Annotated in this window: 19 protein-coding genes; 15 read left to right on the forward strand and 4 right to left on the reverse strand. The window is 44.0% G+C overall.

Annotation, left to right across the window (positions count from 1 at the left end; genetic code table 11):
- Positions 1–25: 25 nt before the first annotated feature.
- Positions 26–472 carry a MarR family winged helix-turn-helix transcriptional regulator gene (locus F3H97_RS04265; protein WP_012726207.1) on the reverse strand — a complete coding sequence of 149 codons (447 nt, stop codon included), beginning with the start codon at positions 470–472 and terminating at the stop codon, positions 26–28.
- Between the two features lie 388 nt (positions 473–860).
- Here F3H97_RS04265 and adhE point away from each other — a divergent pair, with 388 nt between their 5' ends.
- The 7 genes from adhE to F3H97_RS04300 all read left to right on the forward strand — a co-directional run bounded on the left by adhE (position 861) and on the right by F3H97_RS04300 (position 10,192).
- Positions 861–3,452: a bifunctional acetaldehyde-CoA/alcohol dehydrogenase gene (gene adhE, locus F3H97_RS04270; RefSeq protein WP_196430652.1), complete on the forward strand. Its 2,592-nt coding sequence runs from the start codon at positions 861–863 to the stop codon at positions 3,450–3,452.
- 181 nt (positions 3,453–3,633) lie between these two features.
- Positions 3,634–4,818: a zinc-binding metallopeptidase family protein gene (locus tag F3H97_RS04275; RefSeq protein WP_196430653.1), complete on the forward strand. Its 1,185-nt coding sequence runs from the start codon at positions 3,634–3,636 to the stop codon at positions 4,816–4,818.
- A gap of 84 nt (positions 4,819–4,902) precedes the next feature.
- Positions 4,903–5,817 carry an alpha/beta hydrolase gene (locus F3H97_RS04280; protein WP_196430654.1) on the forward strand — a complete coding sequence of 305 codons (915 nt, stop codon included), beginning with the start codon at positions 4,903–4,905 and terminating at the stop codon, positions 5,815–5,817.
- A 135-nt stretch (positions 5,818–5,952) separates the two neighbouring features.
- On the forward strand, positions 5,953–6,696 hold the full coding sequence (locus F3H97_RS04285) for a DeoR/GlpR family DNA-binding transcription regulator (RefSeq protein ID WP_196430655.1): 744 nt from the start codon (positions 5,953–5,955) through the stop codon (positions 6,694–6,696).
- The gene (pfkB, locus tag F3H97_RS04290) at positions 6,693–7,622 is read left to right on the forward strand and encodes a 1-phosphofructokinase (protein ID WP_196430656.1); all 930 of its coding nucleotides are present in this window, start codon (positions 6,693–6,695) and stop codon (positions 7,620–7,622) included. The genes F3H97_RS04285 and pfkB overlap by 4 nt, the downstream gene beginning before the upstream one ends.
- Complete coding sequence (locus F3H97_RS04295) at positions 7,619–9,529, forward strand: PTS fructose transporter subunit IIABC (RefSeq protein WP_196430657.1); 1,911 nt, start codon at positions 7,619–7,621, stop codon at positions 9,527–9,529. Before pfkB ends, F3H97_RS04295 begins: the two co-directional genes overlap by 4 nt.
- Before the next feature lie 141 nt (positions 9,530–9,670).
- Complete coding sequence (locus tag F3H97_RS04300) at positions 9,671–10,192, forward strand: GNAT family N-acetyltransferase (protein WP_012726215.1); 522 nt, start codon at positions 9,671–9,673, stop codon at positions 10,190–10,192.
- A 70-nt stretch (positions 10,193–10,262) separates the two neighbouring features.
- Here the strand turns inward: F3H97_RS04300 and F3H97_RS04305 are convergent, their stop codons facing one another.
- Positions 10,263–11,021, reverse strand: coding sequence for a class I SAM-dependent methyltransferase (locus F3H97_RS04305; protein WP_196430658.1), 759 nt, complete (start codon positions 11,019–11,021; stop codon positions 10,263–10,265).
- Positions 11,022–11,193: 172 nt separating this feature from the next.
- Between F3H97_RS04305 and F3H97_RS04310 the strand changes: the two genes are divergently transcribed.
- The 7 genes from F3H97_RS04310 to F3H97_RS04340 all read left to right on the forward strand — a co-directional run bounded on the left by F3H97_RS04310 (position 11,194) and on the right by F3H97_RS04340 (position 17,190).
- Positions 11,194–11,646, forward strand: a complete 453-nt coding sequence (locus tag F3H97_RS04310) for a VOC family protein (RefSeq protein WP_196430659.1) — start codon at positions 11,194–11,196, stop codon at positions 11,644–11,646.
- A 36-nt stretch (positions 11,647–11,682) separates the two neighbouring features.
- Positions 11,683–12,288 carry a VOC family protein gene (locus F3H97_RS04315; protein WP_196430660.1) on the forward strand — a complete coding sequence of 202 codons (606 nt, stop codon included), beginning with the start codon at positions 11,683–11,685 and terminating at the stop codon, positions 12,286–12,288.
- A 266-nt stretch (positions 12,289–12,554) separates the two neighbouring features.
- Entirely contained in the window at positions 12,555–14,885 is a 2,331-nt protein-coding gene (locus F3H97_RS04320; RefSeq protein ID WP_196430661.1) for an AAA family ATPase, read from the forward strand.
- Positions 14,886–15,185: 300 nt separating this feature from the next.
- Positions 15,186–15,941 (forward strand): UMP kinase, encoded by a 756-nt coding sequence (gene pyrH / locus F3H97_RS04325; RefSeq protein ID WP_196430662.1) that lies wholly within the window; start codon positions 15,186–15,188, stop codon positions 15,939–15,941.
- Positions 15,942–15,950: 9 nt separating this feature from the next.
- Positions 15,951–16,169, forward strand: a complete 219-nt coding sequence (locus F3H97_RS04330) for a hypothetical protein (RefSeq protein ID WP_196430663.1) — start codon at positions 15,951–15,953, stop codon at positions 16,167–16,169.
- Positions 16,170–16,289: 120 nt separating this feature from the next.
- Positions 16,290–16,496: a hypothetical protein gene (locus tag F3H97_RS04335; RefSeq protein ID WP_196430664.1), complete on the forward strand. Its 207-nt coding sequence runs from the start codon at positions 16,290–16,292 to the stop codon at positions 16,494–16,496.
- 163 nt (positions 16,497–16,659) lie between these two features.
- Entirely contained in the window at positions 16,660–17,190 is a 531-nt protein-coding gene (locus tag F3H97_RS04340; protein WP_196430665.1) for a GNAT family N-acetyltransferase, read from the forward strand.
- 48 nt (positions 17,191–17,238) lie between these two features.
- On the opposite strand, the gene F3H97_RS04345 is transcribed toward F3H97_RS04340, so the two are convergent.
- Complete coding sequence (locus F3H97_RS04345) at positions 17,239–17,874, reverse strand: peroxiredoxin-like family protein (protein ID WP_196430666.1); 636 nt, start codon at positions 17,872–17,874, stop codon at positions 17,239–17,241.
- 233 nt (positions 17,875–18,107) lie between these two features.
- Between F3H97_RS04345 and F3H97_RS04350 the strand changes: the two genes are divergently transcribed.
- Positions 18,108–20,081: a methyl-accepting chemotaxis protein gene (locus F3H97_RS04350; RefSeq protein ID WP_196430667.1), complete on the forward strand. Its 1,974-nt coding sequence runs from the start codon at positions 18,108–18,110 to the stop codon at positions 20,079–20,081.
- Positions 20,082–20,122: 41 nt separating this feature from the next.
- On the opposite strand, the gene cls is transcribed toward F3H97_RS04350, so the two are convergent.
- A complete protein-coding gene (cls, locus tag F3H97_RS04355; RefSeq protein ID WP_196431836.1) occupies positions 20,123–21,568 on the reverse strand; it encodes a cardiolipin synthase in 1,446 nt (481 codons plus the stop codon).
- Positions 21,569–21,642: the final 74 nt, after the last annotated feature.

The raw sequence follows: 21,642 nt of genomic DNA on the forward strand, positions 1-21,642 counted from the left end.
GTTGCAGGAATTGACGAGAAAAGTTTTACTCGTCACCTTTGTCCATCTTCTCGACGATCTCTGTAAGTGTCTTCAGACTCTCAATGAGTCGGTCGGTTTCGTCCTCATTCAAAAAGGCGAGACGTTCTTCGAATAGTCTACGGAATGAGTCTCTGCGCTCAAGTAAGATCCGTTCACCTTTCTCTGTCAGTTGATTCCAAATCACGCGGCGATCCCGTTCGTCTGGTACCCGCGTGATATACCCCTCGTTCAACAATTTCGTGATGAGCGGGGTAACGTTCGGTGGCGCGATGGAGAGTGTCTCGCTGATTCGTCCATTCGTGACAGCCCCCTCGTCCTCAATCAACATCAATAGATGGAAATGAGAGAAGTTCAGGTTTGGAATTTGAGGAAAATCAGATCGACGTAACAATTTACGACGAATTAAAGGAATCAGTTTGACAAACTGGTCCGCTGCATCTTGTTTCGGCATAATAGATTCACTTCCTAGTTAGGTTCTATTTTCATTATACACGAGTTAGGTGCAGTTGAACCTAAAAACGGGTTGATGTGATGATTGATACATCATAGTAGAGATTGAATCGACACAAAATATGTAAGCGTTTACATTAGAGGTTTGATATATTTTCATGAAAACGCATTCGATTTTACTGAGGACGCATACAAAAATCAAGAGCTATCAACAATAGATAAAAAAATATTGTGAAAGAGTTCACATTGTTGTCACCCACAAAACCTGAAAAACATTGTATTCTATGAATGTGAAGGAAAGCACAATCTCTAAAAAACAGTCATCATAATGTGCTTCCATCAAGTCAATATGTTCATTAAAAGCTCTCACTTATGAGGAGGAACCTAACATGGCAGTCAAAGAGAAAGCAAAAGTGGAAACAACGGTAGAACAAATGGTGGACACGCTCGTAGCCAGTGCGCATAAAGCACTTGATACGTTGATGACGTTCGACCAAGAGAAAATCGACCATATCGTACAGGCGATGGCGCTTGCAGGACTCGAGCAACACGTCGCACTCGCGAAATTAGCACATACAGAAACAGGTCGCGGTGTCTTTGAAGACAAGATGATCAAAAACATCTTTGCGACAGAATATATCTATAACTCACTCCGTGGTGAGAAAACGGTCGGTGTCCTTGAAGATGACGTTCAAAACGGAATCACATACATCGCGGAGCCAGTTGGTGTCGTCGCTGGTGTCACACCGGTCACAAATCCGACATCGACAACGATGTTCAAAGCAATCATCGCCATCAAGACACGTAACCCGATCATCTTCGCGTTCCATCCATCAGCGCAACAATGTTCAAGTGAAGCGGCCCGTGTCCTCCGTGACGCAGCAGTGGCGGCAGGTGCTCCTGAAAACTTGATTCAATGGGTTGAAGTTCCGTCACTCGATGCGACGAAAGCACTCATGAACCACCCTGGCGTGGCGATGGTCCTTGCGACGGGTGGGGCGGCAATGGTCAAATCCGCTTACTCGACTGGTAAACCGGCTCTCGGTGTCGGACCTGGTAACGTACCAGCATATATCGATAAGACTGCGAAAGTGAAACGCGCCATCTCAGACGTCATCCTTTCAAAAACGTTCGACAACGGTATGATCTGTGCGTCTGAACAAGCGATCATCGTCGACCAAGAAGTATATGAAGAAGTGAAAGCAGAGATGACGGCACTCGGTTGCTACTTCTGCTCACCAGAAGAAAAAGCAAAACTTGAAACGCTCGTCATTCGGACGGATACATGTGCGGTCAACCCTGAAATCGTCGGGAAGCCGGCAGCATGGATCGCTGAACAGGCAGGTCTCAAAGTACCGGCTGATACGAAAATCTTGATTGCAGAACTCGAAACAGTTGGCGCAACAGAACTTCTCTCTCACGAAAAATTAAGCCCGGTTCTCGGTGCTTATAAAGTTCAATCACGTGAAGAAGGATTCGCAATCGCTGAAAAAATGCTTGAGATTGGTGGTCTCGGTCACACAGCGGTCATCCACTCAACAGATGACGATGCCATCCTTGAATTCGGTCTCCGTATGAAAGCTTGCCGTATCATCGTCAACTCGCCTTCAGCACACGGTGGAATCGGTGACCTTTACAACGAAATGACACCATCCCTCACGCTCGGTTGTGGGTCTTATGGTAAAAACTCCGTCTCAGAAAACGTGACGGCGAAACATCTACTCAACGTGAAAAAGGTGGCGAGACGTCGCGTGAATATGCAATGGTTCAAAGTACCTGAAAAAATCTATTTCGAGAAAAACTCAGTACAATACCTTCAATCGCTCACAACGAAGAAACGGGCGATGATCGTCACAGATGAAATGATGGTCAAACTCGGATTCGCTGACAAAGTTATCAAAAACTTGCCTGCTGGCGTCGAGTACCGCATCTTTGACCAGGTCGAACCTGATCCATCTGTTGAAACAGTCATGAGCGGTGCCGAAGCGATGCGTCACTTCCAACCAGACATGATCATCGCACTTGGTGGTGGTTCACCGATGGATGCTGCGAAAGGCATGTGGCTCTTCTACGAACGTCCAGAAGAGAAATTCTCTAACCTACGCCAGAAATTCATGGATATCCGTAAACGGACGTACAAGTTCCCGACATTAGGTAACAAGTCAATGTTTATCGCCATCCCGACAACGTCTGGTACAGGTTCTGAAGTGACACCGTTCACTGTCATCACTGACAAAAAACGTAACGTGAAGTATCCGATTGCTGACTATGCAATCACACCAGACGTCGCCATCGTCGACCCAGAGTTCGTCATGACCGTCCCAGCTTCAATCACGGCTGATACAGGAATGGACGTCATGACACACGCAATCGAAGCATATGTTTCTGTCATGGCGAATGATTACACAGACGGACTTTGCCTCCGCGCCATTAAGATGATTTTCGACTATCTACCAAAAGCGTATGAAAACGGTAGCGACGCTGAAGCTCGTCAGAAAGTACACAATGCTTCAACGATGGCGGGTATGGCATTTGCGAACGCGTTCCTCGGTATCAACCACTCGATCGCTCACAAAATCGGTGGGGAGTTCCACGTACCACACGGTCGTACGAACGCAATCCTCATGCCACACGTCATCCGTTACAACGCGACACGCCCATCGAAACTTGCGGCGTTCCCGAAATATGAGTCATTCATCGCTGACGAACGTTACGCAGAAATCGCACGTTACCTCGGTCTTCCAGCAAGCACGACAGCTGAAGGTGTCGAGTCACTCGTCCAAGCGATCATCGAGCTCGGTCAACGCTTGAACATCAAACTTTCGTTCAAGGCGCAAGGCATCAAGAAAGCAGAACTCGATGCGAAGATTGACAAGATGGCGGTCGACGCATTCGAAGACCAATGTACAACGGCGAACCCGAAAATGCCGCTTGTTGAAGAATTGAAAGAGATCATGTACGCAGCATACGAAGGCGTATAAGGATCAACATTTACAAGTGGGCCCGTTCAACTCGAACGGGCTTTTCTTGTGGTCGGAATATGATATTCGGATTCTAAAATTATATTTAAATTGATAAAAAATTGAATAGTCAGACGATAAATAGCTGTATATAATAAAAAAAGGTATGTATAGTAATTTATTGATGAATGGGGATCGTGTAATGTTCATATTGATTAGTTTGTTGCGTTCAATCGCGACAGTTTTTCTTTTCTTCAATCCAATCCATCCGACGCCCCTCGAGACCGCTGAATATATTTCATCAGTCGATCGAAATGCGGATAGTTGGGAGAGTGCCGACTTTTTTGAATCATTCGGAACCGAATTACCCATCGACATGGACCGAAACCTCCTTTACACAGAACGGATAACCGGCTGGACTGAGATTGAAATGGGGGATAAAACGTATGAGGGGTTTTCATCGATGACGTTTGATCAACCGTTCAAAGGTACGATTTTACATATGACGTGGGGACAAGATATTCCGGATGTGAAAGAGAAAGTGATTGTCTTACCGACGACAAAATTTTCATATGACAACATCGAGGATGCGTATACCGTCGATTACGCAGGTGAGGTTTTGAATGACCAGGAAGCGAACGCGTACTTGTCAGAGCTCGCATCTAAGGGAGCTGCAGGATACCTGATCACCCCTTTTGAAGACGACCCATATGAGACGGGTTTCGTTTTCACGTCATCTTATATGCCGTTAAATGGTACAGGGGTAGACTTGGATACGGCTGAACAACTGAAGGACGGGGAAACGATTCAAGTCAAGCCCTATAATGAAGAAATCCCGTATGTCGAATTTGTCCAAAAAGGCAAGGCGGATCAAGAGATTGTTCTCATGTCACGACTCGATTCTTCCTGGCACGGGGCCCATTATTTGTCTTCCGTCGGTCCGTCTTCGGTCTTATATCACCTCATACAGATGATGGACAACGAGACACCGTACTATACGATTCGATATGTCTTTTTGAATGGAAACGGTGACTCCAGAGAAGCGAGTGACGATTTCCTTGAAAGGCTAACGGGACAAAAAGCAAAAGTGGAAACGGTCGTCATGCTCGATATTCTTGGGACTGGTGACGGTCCGTTATACGTTCGGACCAAAGGAATGAAATCCTACCCAGTACTAGAACAGGCGCCATTCTCTGATTTAGAAGTGCGCTCGTTGGCAAGTTCACCGGGTGACGCTTACGATGAAGCAGGAATTCCTTATCTGATGTTGAGTGACTCATTAGAAGGAAGTTGGCATGTGTTCACCGAGAAGGATACGTTTGAACGCCTGTCGGAAGGTGGGTTGACGGATGCGGTTGATTGGTTACACGATTGGCTAACTCACTGACCTCATAGATGTCGCCGTCTCATTTGACGGCGACGTATTTTTTTGGATGACAGTTTCGGGTATGATAGTAATGGAGGCGATACGATGAAACAAGAGATGACGATTACGACAGCATACGGAACGATTGCAGGAACTTTTCTTTCCCATGAGGAACCCCGGGAGACAATCGTCATGTTGAGCGGAAGTGGGCCGAGTGACCGTGACGGCAATATGGGTGGTGTCGGTTTTAATACGTATGCCAAGTTGGCAGAAGCGTTGTACGACCGCGGATACAACGTGTTCCGATATGACAAACAAGGGATTGGCAAGTCCGATGGTGACTTCAATAAAGTCGGTTTACATGATTTGATTAACGATGCGATTCTTGTCGTGCGCACCATTCGACAACTGGCCGATGTGAATCGCTTATATCTACTTGGTCATAGTGAAGGGGCCGTTCTTGCTCCTGCCGTTCAACTTGAGACGAAGGCTGATGGACTCATTTTACTTTCCGGTTTCCATGAATCGTCCAAGCAGATGTTCTTATACCAAGCAGATGCACTCGCTAAAGACATCGAACATGTGAAAGGGATAAAAGGTCTATTCTACCGGTTGACGGGCGTTGCCAAAAAAGTTAGGCAGCGACAGGACGATTTGTTAGAGCGTTCTTTACGGACGAACGTCTCGTCTTTCAAATATCGAGGTCAAGTCGTAAATGCGAAATGGATTCGTGAACATGCATCCTATGACGTCCGGGAACGATTGGAGCATGTGACCGTCCCGGTTCTTGCGATTACCGGGGGGCGTGATGTGCAAGTCCCACCCGAACACGTCCATATGATTCAAACAAAAGGGGAGGTCACCTCATCGATCATTGATGATATGAATCATCTTCTCGTGACACGGGAGTCACCCCATTCGCTTCTCATGCTGCACAAAGAGTATCGAGAAGCAATCGATGCGCCGATTCATCCAAAACTCATTCAAGAATTGGATGAATGGTTAAAAAAACAGTCGTAAACTCGAAAAACGGTCATATATTGACCGTTTTTTATGTTATAATTGTGACAAGTTGAATGAAAATGAATGTTTTTGAATGATTTTAGTTGTTTTCATAATGAAAACGCTTTATATTAGACGTATGGAGGGAACAAGATGTTAACGAAACAACGACATCAGTTGATTTTGCAACGCTTATCTGAACAGAAGGTCGTCAAATTAAAAGAATTGGTTGATTTGACGGATTCATCCGAGTCGACGATTCGTCGAGATTTGACGGACCTCGAAGCGGAAGGGTATCTGGCAAGGGTTCACGGAGGCGCAACGCTCATTGCGACTCCAGATGAGGAACCGACATTTGAAGAAAAGCGAGACCGGTTCGTAGATGAAAAAGTTGCGATTGCACGGAAGGCAGCAACGTTCATCGAAGACGGGATGTCGATTTATTTAGATGCCGGTACAACCACTCAGGCGATGGTTCCGTTTTTAGAAGGGAAAAAGATTGTCGTCGTCACAAACAGTCTACCGATTGCGAATGAATTATTTGATCTTGATATTAAGACGTTTGTGATTGGCGGAGAATTAAAGCGTTCCACCCAGGCATTGGTTGGGTATAACGCACGCGAGAGCATGATGAATTATCGTGTCGACCTCGCCTTTCTCGGAATGAATGGAATCGACCCTGAAGCGGGTTACACGACCCCGGACCCAGAAGAAGCGCTTGTCAAAAAAACGGCAATCGAATTGGCGCAAACCTCGTTCGTACTCGCGGACGCATCGAAGATCGGGAAACGAACGTTCAGCAGAGTCGCGACGTTAGATGCCGCACAGTTGATCACATCAAGCAGTGAGTCAATGAGTTCCATCCAAACAATCACAAAGGTGGTGAATGCGAAATGATTTACACGTTAACACTCAACCCTTCTATTGATTACTACGTAACATTACCTGAAGTACATCTAGGAGAAGTGAACCGAATCGAAGAGACGACGGAGCGCGCAGGCGGTAAAGGAATCAACGTCTCCATCGTTCTTCGGGAATATGCACAAGAAACGAAGGCACTTGGTTTCATCGGTGGGACGACCGGTGACTTCATTAAAAAGTCACTCGTCGATCACGGTGTACACACCGATTTCGTAGAGGTGAACGGGAACACCCGGATCAACGTCAAGATTCGAGCGAAAGAGGAAACAGAATTGAATGCGAGCGGACCGAATATCACGGATGGTGAGCTCGAACAGTTGAAGGCCAAGTTCGACCAAGTTCAAGAAGGTGATATCGTCGTCCTCGCGGGTAGTATCCCGAGCAACCTACCAGACTCGCTATATCGGACCATTGCCGAATCGATTCGCGAAAAAGGTGCCGAATTTGTCGTCGATACAACGAAAGACGCCATGCTCGAAGTGCTCACGCTTGAACCACTCATGATCAAACCGAATCACCATGAATTAGGTGAATTGTTTGATACCGAGATTGAAACGTTTGAAGAAGCTCTACCTTATGCCGAACAGCTCGTCAAACGCGGGGCGAAAAACGTTATCATCTCCTTTGCGGGAGACGGGGCGCTACTCGTTAACAAGGACGGAGCCGTCACAGCGAACACACCGGTCGGGAAACTCGTGAACTCGGTTGGTGCAGGAGACTCACTCGTCGCCGGATTTGTCGCGAATGTGAAAGAAAAAGGTGAACAAGAAGCATTTCGATACGCGGTCACGACAGGAAGCGCATCTGCTTATACGTTCGGCTTATGTTCAAAGCAAGAGATTGATCGCTTGATCGATCAAGTACAACTCACACCACTGAAACGAATGGAGGAAACAACATGAAAATCACGGACTTGCTCCAACGCGACACGATTCAATTGAATCTAAGCGCGAATTCTAAGCGTGAGGTCATCGAAGAACTTGTCGATGTCCTCGATCGCGCTGGTAAGCTATCGGACCGCAACGGTTATCGCGATGCGATTCTAAAACGTGAAAGCGAGAGCACGACTGGCCTTGGAGAAGGGATTGCCATCCCTCATGCGAAAACGAGTGCGGTTAAAACGCCAGCAATCGCGTTCGGTCGCTCGGAAGGCGTCGACTACGAAGCGTTAGATGGACAACCGAGTCGCCTCTTCTTCATGATTGCGGCAGGAGAAAATGCGAATAATGAACACCTTGAAACACTCTCTAAACTTTCAGTTTACTTGATGGACCCTGCATTCCAAGAACGTCTCTATGCAGCAACTTCTGAAAGCGATGTCATCCGCGCCATCGAAGAAAAAGAAATGGCAGAAGCGAAGCCAGAAGTCGTCAAACCGACGAATGAAGATGCACCGTTCATTTTGGCGGTCACGGCTTGCCCGACAGGCATCGCCCATACGTATATGGCGGCAGACAGTTTGAAACAAAAAGCGGAAGCGATGGGCGTCGATATTAAAGTCGAAACGAACGGATCGACTGGCGTAAAAAATGAATTGACACGTGCGGATATTGACCGGGCAACAGCGATCATCGTCGCAGCGGACAAGGCTGTTGAAATGGATCGTTTCGCTGGTAAACGAGTCATCGAAGTTCCGGTCGCACAAGGGATTCGGAAACCTGAAGAACTCATCAATCGTGCGGTGAAACAAGATGCGCCGGTATATGAGGCTTCGAAAACATCAGGTGGCGCTTCGAAAGAGCAACGTACAGGCGTGTACAAACACTTGATGAGCGGGGTATCTGCGATGCTTCCACTCGTTGTCGCAGGTGGTCTCTTGATTGCCATCAGCTTCTTCTGGGGCATCAACTCTGCTAACCCGGATGACCCGTCTTACAATGAATTTGCAGCACAGTTGATGACGATCGGTGGAGCTGCATTCGGCTTCCTCGTTCCGATTCTCGCCGGTTTCATCGCGATGTCGATTGCCGATCGCCCAGGTCTCGCACCAGGTCTCGTGGCAGGGGTACTTGCAAGTCAAGGGAACGCCGGATTCCTCGGTGGTCTCATCGCTGGTTTCTTGGCAGGTTATGTCGTCCTCTTCTTGAAAAAGGCACTTGCGAAGTTGCCAGCTTCACTTGAAGGAATCAAACCGGTCCTCTTATATCCTTTACTTGGATCATTTATCTCAGGTATGGTCATGTTACTCGTCGTCAATGAACCGATTGCTGCACTTATGACATGGTTGATGGATACGTTGAACAGTATGAGCGGCGCAAACGCTATCCTTTTAGGAGTCATCGTCGGTGGGATGATGGCAGTCGATATGGGTGGTCCGATCAACAAGACAGCATACGTCTTCGGAACGGCAGCACTCACAGCAGGTAACCAAGAAGTCATGGCAGCCGTCATGGCTGGAGGGATGGTACCACCACTCCTCGTCGCACTCGCATCAACTGTCTTCGCTCGTCAAAAGTTCTCGAAACAAGAGCGCGAAGCAGGAAAAACAGCATATATCATGGGAGCTTCGTTCATCACGGAAGCGGCAATCCCATTCGCAGCTGCGGACCCGATTCGCGTTCTTCCATCAGCGATTCTCGGTTCTGCCATCGCAGGAGGATTATCCGCATTCTTCACGATTCAATTACCAGCGCCACACGGAGGAATCTTCGTCTTCCCACTTCTTGAAGGAGCTGGAAACGTCGCGGTGAGTATGGGCCTCTATGCACTCGCCATCTTGGCAGGTGCGGTGGTCGGAGCATTGCTCCTCTCGTTCTTGAAAAAACCGTTAACAACTTCTACACCAGTCCAATCTAAAGAAGTTGCATAACGTGAGAAAAGACGTCGCCTTTATCTAAAGGTGACGTCTTTTTTGTTGTGGATGTCCGTTCAATTTTCACATAATCTCGGATTGCAAGTTGGGGATTTGTGGTAAACTATTTGTAAAGCTTCGGGTGAGGAGGGGGTCACATTGGACATTCGGGTCGCCAAACCAGATGATGTGTATGGGATTGCGAGAGTGCGTGTGAACGGATGGCGTACGACCTATCGGGGAATCGTGCCGACTGAGTATTTATTGAAAGTTTCGTCCGGTTCCATCGAATGGGCAGAACGTTTGCGGACCGCCCTTCGTCGGCAAGAAGTAGCCGGCTTTGTGGCGATTGTCGAGGACGAGATTGTGGGCTTCGTTCTTTACGGAGAAGAGCGGACAGGAGAGTATCCAGACCACACGAATGAAGTGTATGCCATTTATATTTTAGAGAATCATCAAGGGAACGGAATCGGGTCCGCTCTCCTTGAACATGCCGTGCAATCGATGTGTGAGGCAGGACTCTTGATCTGGGCACTTGAGATGAATCCGTTTCGTACGTTTTATGAGCGAAAACAAGGGCAGGTCATCGACCAGAAAGATCGAGAATTTGGCGAATTGATGCTCCGAGAAGTGGCGTATGGATGGGAAACGACCCGTCATGACTCCATCATGGGAGCCTGAGCTTTAAGACTGTAGAATGTTCTACGGTCTTTTTTTGTGCCTAATGTATGAGCTATAACCGATTTTTCATTCAAGATTGATTCACCTTTTCAGCCAACAACGTAAATTCCCACGGGATATTTTCACCGTTCCATCCTCTATGCTCATCAAATCGTTGCAGTGTGAAACCGACAGAGACAACTGAGTTGATGATGTCACTCAATGTGTGATGACTTAAAGATACGGAAGGGAAGTCATGTTGCTCTTCTACATCGAAAAATTGCTTATAGGAAATGTCTCCTTGTACGAAATCATGATTGAAATAGATTGGTATGTATGAGAACTCTGGTGATATGCACCTTTTGATTGGGTGATAGTCACTCATAATTAATTTTCCGCCAACTTTCAATATGGGAAATAAGATATTCATCAATTGAATGAGGTCATTGAAGTAATGTAAGACCCCTCCTTCTAGATAAAGAAAATCAAAACGCTGACGATATTTTTCAACATCGATATCTAGAATATCACCGACTATATACTCGATTGTCGTATTTGAGCAATCTGCGAGTTCTAGTGCATATCGTTTATTTTCCTCTGACAGGTCAAAGATGGTCACGTCAGCCCCGAGGATTGCTAGCGGTACCGCTCTTCTTCCATTCGATCCACAGATATTTGCGATGTTCAACCCATTGACGTCATCAAAGTACTCACGGTGTTTTTTCAAACTTTTTTTAGGGTCTTTCAAAATCTCGATTGATTTTTCTGACGGCGTACCGTCTCGATTACACCAAAATTCATAGGCGCGATATTCCCATGCCTGTTTGTTTATGCGACTTTGCTCATTCATAACGTTTCACCCTCCTCTTCTCATATATCGATTCGTCAAGCAAGCTATTATCCAATTATAGTTCTATAATGGAATTATCTATAATAATTTTACAATGAGAAATTGTCAATATATCTATATCTAGTAAGGACAGATATAGATGAATATAAATGTAGAAGTGAGGATACGGTGAATGATTAAAGGAATATACGAGGCGCACTTGCCGGTGAGTGATTTAACTGAATCAATTCAATTTTATGAGAAATTAGGATTAGAGTTGGCATTCCAAAATGAGAAATTGGCTTTCCTTTGGATTATGAAAGGGGAGAGCTGGATTGGGCTATGGAAATCTGGTCAAGTCGATTTACCGTATCATCCATCAATCCGACACATCGCTTTTCGAATGGAGGAGCAGGATTTGGATGCGATCAAAGCATGGCTTGAGGATCAGGGAGTTGAAATTCGTACTGCGTTCAAGATGACACCGGAACAGCAGCCACTCGTCCTTCCAAATGCTCCATACGAGCATGCGGCCATCTACTTTGAGGACCTGGACGGCAATTCGCTTGAACTCATCACGTTGATTGGAGCAAACGCAGATGAAACTGCTAGTGTGATTCCGTACGAAGAGTGGTTAAAAAAATAAAGAATGTACATAACTGATTCAAAAAGGGGAGAGAATATGCTATTTCATTATCATCTATGGACACCACATGTAGAAGAAACGGAGAAATTTTATGCGAATCTCGGTTTTCAAGTAACTCAACGAATCGGAAAGAAAGATGGGGAATTCGAATCCTTTGATCCACCACTCGACTGGGACGATTTTAGGGGGCAGTCCATTCGTTTTAGAATCATTGAAATGAAGCGGGGAGCGACGAATATCTCATTCGGTTATGGGAAGAAAGTGATATTTGATCATATTGGCTTTTTAGTATCTGAAGAGGAAAAAGTGAATGTGTTAGAACGAGCAGAGCAAATAGGATTGACGACTCAATCAAATGAACGAAGAACGTTCATCCATACACCTTATGGATTTCGAATCGAGTTGCAGCAGCATTTCGATGCTGTTCAATCACGTTCTGAGAATCGTGTTCTCCAATTTAGTATCGATTCAAAAAGAAAAGGTATTGAAGAGGTGTTACGTCGATTATTCGGTCGTCAGGTCTCGGAAATCAATGTATCCGAGTCAAATCACACGATGATAATTGGTGTAAAGCTTATGAGTGATGCTAATTTTCGAACAGTTGATCCTAACGGTATTCAAATTATTCTATCAAATACATAGTCAGTAAATTAAAACTCTGAAAAGACGAGATCAAATACTTCGTCAAAATATTAAGAACAGAATTCTAAATAAGTAAAATATGCTTTAAATCAATATTTCCTAATTTTGTAATATAAAAAGAAGAGTCAGTTAAGAAGTTTATAGGTGCTAACAGTAAGTTTATGTAAAATGAAACTGAAAGAGGAAGTGCGATAGATTACATCCGAAAGAAATTGTACATTAAAATTTAAAGGGAATTAAAAATATAGGAGGGAGTTAGAATAGTTATGACTATCCGTGTTGATTTATCCAATCAAGAGTATTCGATATTTGATGTTGAAAATAACAACAGATTTGTTGAGTTTAAAAGTAAAAATTTTATTTTCGGAAAAAATGGAAGAGGAAAGTCTACTCTGTGCGAGATAATAACTAAACAATTTGAAAATGAATATGACGTTAGAGTTTTTAATGGTTTTGATAATATCTTAGAGGACGAAAGACTAAATGCTGTCGTTCTTGGCAAAGAGAATATTAAAGCTAATAAAGATTTGAAAAAGGTAGAGTTAGAGTTGTCGGAATTAGCAATGAATGAACAAAAGCTAAGTAGAGAGTTAAACTCTCTAGGTGATGAAATAACTTTTGGAGAAGTGATGAGTGATATTCCGTTAGAGCGACATCCATTGTTGAAGACTAAACAATCTTTAAATTCTTCACTATCGAAACAAAAAAATGAAGTAGATACATTTTTGACAAAAAAAGCTAAACAAATTAAAGAACTAGACACTCCGAGGGTTGCAAAACCGACATATTTTAAAAATGATTTTCTGAAAGATGTATCAGTCTGCAATACATTAGATGAAATCGAAAAAGAGCGACACGAGAATATACTAATCGAAAAAACCAAAGGCGTGTTATCACCCTATATAATTAATGACATAGAAGTTGATACTGTTATTAACCGAGTAAATCACATCTTACAGTATATAGTTGAAGAGAAAGATTATTTTATAAAAGAGATCAATTATGATTCTCAAAAGAAAGAGTTTGCACAAATGGGTTTAAAAATTCATGAAGTGGGTGAGAATTGTTCGTTTTGTGGAAACGAAATTAAAGAAGAGAGACTAGAAGAACTACGCTCTTTGATTTCAGTCGACAAAATTAAAAGTAATGAAATGGAATTAGATACTCAATATAAAAATATTGAGAAGCTAGAAGAAGAGTTACGGACTGTTCAACCATTACGTAAAGATAACTTTTACACTTTATTTCATGAAGATATAAGTAAAGTAAATGATGAAATCGAGATAACAAAAAAGCGATATGAGAGCTTATTATCAATGTTAAAAAATAAGCTTAATGAGAAATCTAGAAGTAGTTTTGAACCTGTCAGTTTGGTGGAGAGTTCGGAACCTATTAGTTTCATCGAAATTAACACGAAAGTAAAAGTGTTGATTGAAAAGAATAATGCTTTAACTGAAAACTTAACTGAAGAACAAGAAGAAGCTAAAAACAAATTACGGTTACATTATGTAGCGACTTTGTTAAAGGAAAAATCGGAATATAAAAAAGATTGGAAGGGATATGAGATCGAGAAATATGAATTATCGGGTTTGGAAAAAAAAGTCGCGGAAATAACTGAAAAAATTGAAATGAAAAAAGTTGAAATAAAAGGTGAGAAAATAAATCCGGCACCTGGAACTATAAATTACATACAGAATCAAATTTCATCTAAAGAGATTTTGAAAAAAGAAATCATAAAACAAACTAAAAACACGTCACAGCTAGTTGATATTATTAATGATAAATTAAAGCGAGCGGGAAAAAATGAATTAGAATTGATTTTGCAAAAAGATGAGCATGAAGTTGAACATTATCAGATTAAAGATGGTGACGATACTCGTCCAATAGATAAATTGTCAACTGGCGAGAAAAACATCATAGCATTCCTCTATTTCCTTGAGAGTCTTAGTGATTTGGAGCGTAGAACCAACAAACCAAAAATTGTTATATTCGATGATCCGATGAACTCGAATGATGACACCATGCAATATTTAATAATCGCTGAAATACAAAAACTATATCGTAATAATTATCAGGACAAGTTTAATAATGGGAAAGATTATTTTATTTGCTTAACTCACAACGTTCATTTCTATCTAAATGTTCAACCGTATGGGAACTTTAAAAAACTTGTTCGGGCTGAGGATGGAGACGGTAAAGAAGAGAAAGATAAATACCAACTGCACGGTTTTTATAGAATAGAACAAAGAAACTTTAAACCAATTAATTCTGAAAAAGAAGACTTCAATACACATTATGCGTGTCTGTGGCTTGAATTAGGAAGTTTATACAGTGCCAATCTGGTCAACTCAATGTTAAATTCAATGAGAAGAATCATTGAAACATATCTTAAATTCAATCAAATATCTGCTGATTCCTTCTATAAAAACAACGAACAGCATAAAAAGTTATTTGATGTTAATTCTCATTCCATTGACGATCATTCAATGGAAGCTCTAGGAAAAGAAAAAGAAGAATTGGTTGAGATTTTCGAGAATCTATTTATTGAAAATGGTGCAGCGAGTCATTTCCGAAATCATTGGAAAAAAACTTGCTAAATTTAGTGTGTAATTGTTCAAACTTAAATGTATTACAAAAAGTGTATTCTACTAACATCATAAGTTTGGCACAAGTTGGTTAACTTCATATCTGAATCTATATGTTCTAGACCTTTGTATATACTATTGAAAAAAATATTTGATATATAGTGACTGCTACGTACTTACCTAATACTAAAGGTATTCTTACTATTCTCGATAAGTTGTAAGAGTACTAAGAAATGTCCCTTTGAATCAAAATGGAATACTGTCGTTCAATCAAACAATCTCTTCTATACTGAATTGAACAAAAAATTCCAAATGAAGGGTTGGGAGACGTTGAAGCACCGAAAAATTTGTATCAAGTTAAGTGGAGCCGCTCTAGCTGGTGATGAAACGGATAACTTTGACGAAATGAGTCTCAGTCTGATAGCTGAAGAAATATTGTCACTCGCAAAAAGCGGGGTTGAAGTATGTGTCATGGTCGGCGGGGGAAATCTTTTTCGCGGAAATCAAGCAGAAGCGTGGGGGATCAATCGAGTGGAGGCTGACAGTATCGGGACGCTCGGGACGGTCATGAATTCATTGATGCTACGTGGAATCTTGAAACGAGATACGACTCGAGAAGTACGCGTCATGACATCGATTCCAATGCCGAGTGTAGCCGAGCCGTACATTCAACTTCGAGCCATCAATCATTTGAAAAAAGGATATATCGTCATTTTTGCAGGCGGTAACGGTCAACCGTTCGTTTCTTCAGACTATCCGGCTGTTCAGCGTGCCATCGAAATGGGATGTGATGCCTTGTTCGTGGCAAAGAATGGTGTCTCTGGCGTATATGACCGCGATCCTCGTTTGGATTCGGACGCTCGTCAATTTGAAACCCTTCACTATAACGATGTCATTTCGAATGATTTGAAAGTGATGGATCAATCGGCATTGCTTCTCGCGAGAGATCACGGTTTGCCGATTCACTTGTTCGACTTCATGGAGCGGAACGCCATTCATCGGATTCTCGAAGGAGAGAGCATTGGAACGATGATTCATCACCATGAAACGCAGCTCTTGCAGAATTGAGGAGACAGCATGTATGAAGTAACAGATGGTCACGTCATTGGGAAAAACGGAATACCCGTCCCGTATTCGTACCTGCAGCCTGATTCGTCATCCGACACACTCGTGATTTTGTTGCCCGGATACGGATATACAAATGATTCTCCAATGTTTCGCTATACGACTGGATTGTGCATAGAGAATGGGTTGAGCGCTCTCGAAGTCAACTATAAATATCGCGACGAGCGGTAAGATTCAGTCGATGTAAATAAGGCGATTGTTGATGATGTTCGACTCGTCATCGATCAAATCCTACATACTGACTCCGTTCAACAATACATCATCGTCGGAAAATCGCTCGGTACGGTTGCGATGGCAAGTGAACTCACCCGAAACGTGTTTCATGATGCCAAACTGGTTTGGTTGACACCTTTGTTGAAACGAGACGACATGTACGAAGCAATTCAGTCTCATAAAGGAAAACAGCTCATTCTCATGGGTACGGCGGACCAACATTACGTACTGGAACGAATCCAGCATTTCGAACAACTAGCATTGACTGAACTCGAGATTGTTTAGCAGATGAATCATAGTCTCGAGTACACAGGTAACACATCCCAGTCACTTCGGCTACTTGAAACACTTCTCAAGCGAGTTGAGCGATTTATCACTTCCACATAGGTCGTGAACCGGTGGAGAGTTTCATATTGTGATTACTATTATCTGTATGGGAGGAGTCGACGTGAAATTTACCACTGAGCGTTTAGAAATCAGACCATTTATGGAGAAAGATTTGGAAGCTACATTCAAAATGTATAGAAAACCAGAAATATGCAGATATCTTTTGCATGAGCCATGGACGTCTGAAAACATGAAGAAAGAATTTGGTAAAAAACTAACGAATTCTACTCTTACCGAGACTAGTACGTTGAATTTAGCAGTCGTACATCAAGATGAAGTAATTGGGGATCTCACGGTTTGGTACACGGGTATGAAAGATACGGTAGAGATCGGGTATTGTTTTTCTGATTCACACTCAGGAAAAGGATATGCAACGGAGGCAGTGAGCGGATTGCTAGGGGAGTTGTTTGCGAAGCTCAATCTACATCGGGTACAAGCTAATCTCGACGCCAGAAATGTAGCTTCCCAGAATTTATGTGAACGGGTTGGAATGAGAAAAGAAGCTCATTTCTTGAAAGACTATTGGAATAAGAATGAATGGACCGATAGCATGTTGTACGCGATGTTGCACGAGGAGTTTGTAAGACAATAAACGAAATAAGTGAATAGAAAAGGAGATGACGTGCGTCATCTCCTTTTTTTACAGTTTTTCAATAACCGTTTTCGGCTCGACACGTTCTGTATAGTCAGCAGGCACATCACTGAAAGAAATCGTCCCATCGGATTGGATGATGAACGTGGCCGGTTTCGGCAACTGCCAATCTTCGTTCCCGTTATGTGCATCGACATTTAGTCCAGATGCTTTATAAATGTCAATCAAGTAATCCGGCATGTCAAACACGAGATCGAATTGACGTGCGACATTATTGCCGACATCACTCAGCACGTAAAAATCAAGTTCGTTCTTCTCTTTCGTCGAAAGGGAATAATCCGGCGTCTCAGGACTGATGGCGACAAGAGTCGCTCCTTTTTCTTGAATCATTGCCAATTCGCGCTGGTAAGCGCGGAGTTCGAGGTTACAATATGGACACCATCCACCACGGTAAAATGTGACGATGACAGGTCCATTTTCAAGCAGTGTTTTCAAATCGACTGCTGTCCCATCCGCATGAGGCAATTCAAACATCGGCGCTTGATCCCCGACTGTTAACCCTGACGCAATTCCGGAGTCTCTCAATTCTTGTGTCGCCTGAGCCATCAATCGTTGCTTCTCGGCAGGTGCATTTTGTTTGAACTGATCTTTATAGGATTTGATTTCTTCCAATAATAAATTCATCATTTGACCCCCTTTTCCGATATGGTAACTCAAATTTTAACTAAATACGAATAGTATGATTTGTTCAATCGAACACAACGGTGAAACTCCATTTCAGTTTGCGAAAAATAATTTTCGAATAATTCAATCAATTCTTCAGATTTAATGACTTTTGACCGATATGATGAATAACCCAAGGGGGATTCGACTCATCGAACTCGCTTGAACATTTTATTCGGGTTAGGAGATGTTTTATGAAACAGAAGCGCACGATTAGTATCAAGCAAAAATTGATTGTCTTATCCGTTCTATTATTGATTATTCCAGCCACATTGATTGGAATCGTCGCCTATTCGCAGGCGAAAGGTAAAATCGAGTCTCAAATGATCCAGTCCGCCAATTCGGGGGTAGACCGGATGAACAATGAGGTCACGAACCTCATCGAACCGATTCAAACGGACATCTCGTTTTTTGCGAATCGGATTGATAGTTCCATTTATGAAGAGGGAGAAGCGAATCAAGCGTTAGCAGAGAAGTTTACTGAGTATTTAGAGACACATCCAAAAGTGACGAACATCTACTTCGCTTCAGCAGAAGGTGCGATGACGATCTATCCTGAGCAGGAATTGCCAGAAGGATATGACCCACGCACTCGTCCATGGTATGAAGCGGCTGAAGCAAGTGGACAAGATGTTGCCATCACGAATCCGTACGTCGATGCCGCCTCTCAAAAAATGATGATCACGGTTTCGAAGAAGACTTCAGACGGTAGTGGTGTGGTCGCCGTTGACGTCGATGTGAACGATATCGCTGAAGTGGCATCCACCATTCAAATCGGGAAAGAAGGATACGTTGCCATCTTCGACCAGGCAGAACAAGTCGTCATTCATCCGTCGACGGCTGTCGGTGAAAAGATTAATGAATCTTGGACAGATTCGCTCTTTGCCAAGGAAGAAGGGACTCTGTCTGTATCGGAGAATGGGGAAGGTGTGGAGAAAGCATTCGTGACGAACCCAATCACCGGATGGAAGATTGCCGGTACGTTATATGACGGTGAGATTCAAGACGAGACGGTCGGCATTCTTTGGACGACTGGATTCGTCATCATCGGAATGTTCGGGATTGCAGCCATTCTTCTCTACTTCGTTCTCCGTTCAATCTTGCGTCCGTTACGTTTATTGACAGAAGGAGCAGAACGAATCAAATCAGGAGATTTAACGGAGCCGATCACCGTCTTATCGAACGACGAAATCGGGCGTGTTTCAGAGAGTTTTAACGAAATGAGCGATTCACTTCGTATGGTATTACTCCGTCTTGATGATTCAATCAGTCAAGTGGCCGCATCGTCACAAGAATTGATGGCCAATTCGGCTCATAATACCGCCTCATCGGAACAGATTGCCCGTGCAGTTGATCAAATGGCAGTCAGCGCCGATGGCTCGAAGCGACAACTCGACGACAATGCGACATCTCTTCAAGCGATCACATCGGGCATCATGCGAATCTCAGAGAGTTCAATGGACGTTTCTGAACTTTCACGCGAAACCTCGAATGAGGCGGAAGACGGTTCGACGACCGTGAAAGAGAACGTGAAGCAGATGCAGGCAATCGATGCGTCTGTCGTGACATTCGAGGGTGTCATTCACTCATTGGCACATCGCTCAAACGAAATTGGAGAAATCGTCACGGTCATCAATGGAATCGCTGAACAGACGAACCTGTTAGCCTTGAACGCTGCCATTGAAGCGGCACGTGCGGGTGAGAACGGCAAAGGATTCGCGGTCGTTGCGAGCGAGGTGCGTAAACTCGCAGAACAGTCACAACAGTCGACGAAACAAATTGCGGCGTTGATTGATCGAATCAAGCATGAGACTGAACAGTCTGTACAGTTGATGCAGGAAGTATCTACTCATACGAAAGCAGGGTTGGCGTCATCTGAGATGACAGCAGACCGATTCGAGAAAATCAAGGAGCGGACAGTGGCGATGACGCCACGGATTGAAGACGTGACCGCAACCGTCGAGGAGATTGCGGCGAACGTTCAGGAAGTGGCAGCGACGGCATCACAAATCGCCGACATCGCCGATGAGAATTCGAGCGTCTCGAAGCAAGTGGCGGCGACGACCGATGATCAATTGAGATCGATTGAAGAAGTATCACAGTCAGCAAAAGCACTCGCGACCATGGCCGAGGAGTTACAAGACCTCGTCTCGCGATTCAAACTGTAAACGACAATGAGGCAGAGCGGAGCGCTCTGCCTCATGTTTTTTTATAGGATCGGACTAAGAAGGCGTGACACCCCTTCACGGGCGCGTACCGTCCATTTACGGGATTCATAGTCTTCCACTGTATAGGTGCGACTGACCGCCGTGTCGGTCTCGAATAACGAAACGAGTTCGAGTGCGACCCGTTCATCGTAGATGAGTGCGTTCACTTCAAAATTGAGACGGAAGCTCCGGGCGTCCAAGTTCGTCGTCCCGACAGTCGCGATCTCATCATCGACGACGAGTGTCTTCGCGTGGAGAAACCCTTCATCATACAGATAGACGTTTGCCCCGTAGTCTAGGAGTTCCCCAAGGAACGAGAGGGACGCCCACATGACGAATGGATGGTCCGGTTTTCCAGGGATCATGATGTCCATCTTGACGCCAGAATGGAGTGCCATTTTGCAAGCGTCCATAAAACTCGTGTCTGGAATGAAGTATGGCGTTTGAATGACGACCCGTCGTTTGGCGGACATGATCATCTTGATCATCATATTCTTCAAATGTTCCGTATCCGAGTTTGGTCCACTCGTGACGATTTGCATCGGAGAATTTTCTTTAATGTCATGTCGCGCAAAGCAGAAGGCATTTTCAGGATCATGTTTACGGTGACCAGAATAATTCCAGTCCAATATGAATCGGTGTTGTAAATTGTAAACGACATCTCCTTCGACACGCAGGTGCGTGTCACGCCAATAGCCAAATTTTTCGACTAAACCTAAATACTCGGTACCGACATTGAATCCACCGACATAGCCGATTTTCCCATCGATGATGACGACCTTTCGGTGATTTCGGTTGTTCAACTTGAAGTTGATGATTCCGAGTGTCGGTGGGAAGAAGACACGCACCTCGCCATCGTTCGCAATCAACTCTTTAAAGTCCGAGTTCCGAAGACTACGTGAGCCGACCGCATCGTAGAGGAGTCGAACTTTGACACCGGCTTTCGCACGCTCGATCAACTCTTTCAACAGTGCCTGACCGAGAGCATCACGCTGGATGATGTAATATTGAATATTGATTTCCGTTTCGGCCGAGCGAATGTCATCCATCAGCGCTTTGAACTTTTGTTCGCCGTCGTGCAAGATGAGGGAACGGTTATGTACACTGATCAACGATTTAGAAGATCGTAAGTTCATTTGAAGCAGTTGGTCATACTTTTCAAACAGCGGCTGCGCGAGCTGGGTTTGGCGCGTATGAATTTGTTCAAGTTGCGCTTCGACTTGAAGCGAATGGAAGGAACGTTCTTCTACACTTAAATTATAGAAGTTATCCTTCTTAAGTTGTCGCCCTAGGAAGAGATAAACGATAAAGCCGAGCACTGGTAAGAAAAACAGGACAAGCAGCCAGGCCCAGGTCGCGCCAACGTCACGTCTTTCGGCGAAGATGACGGCGAGTGCGAACAACATGTTTAACCCGAGGACGATATAAAGTCCCCAACTGAAAATCATAGACCAATCCAACGACATACACCCCTTTATAATCGATTCATAGCTTAATCATACATCAAATGAGGGAATAGGAT

This window comes from Exiguobacterium sp. SRB7LM, from assembly GCF_015712685.1.
Classification (GTDB): Bacteria; Bacillota; Bacilli; order Exiguobacteriales; family Exiguobacteriaceae; genus Exiguobacterium; species Exiguobacterium profundum.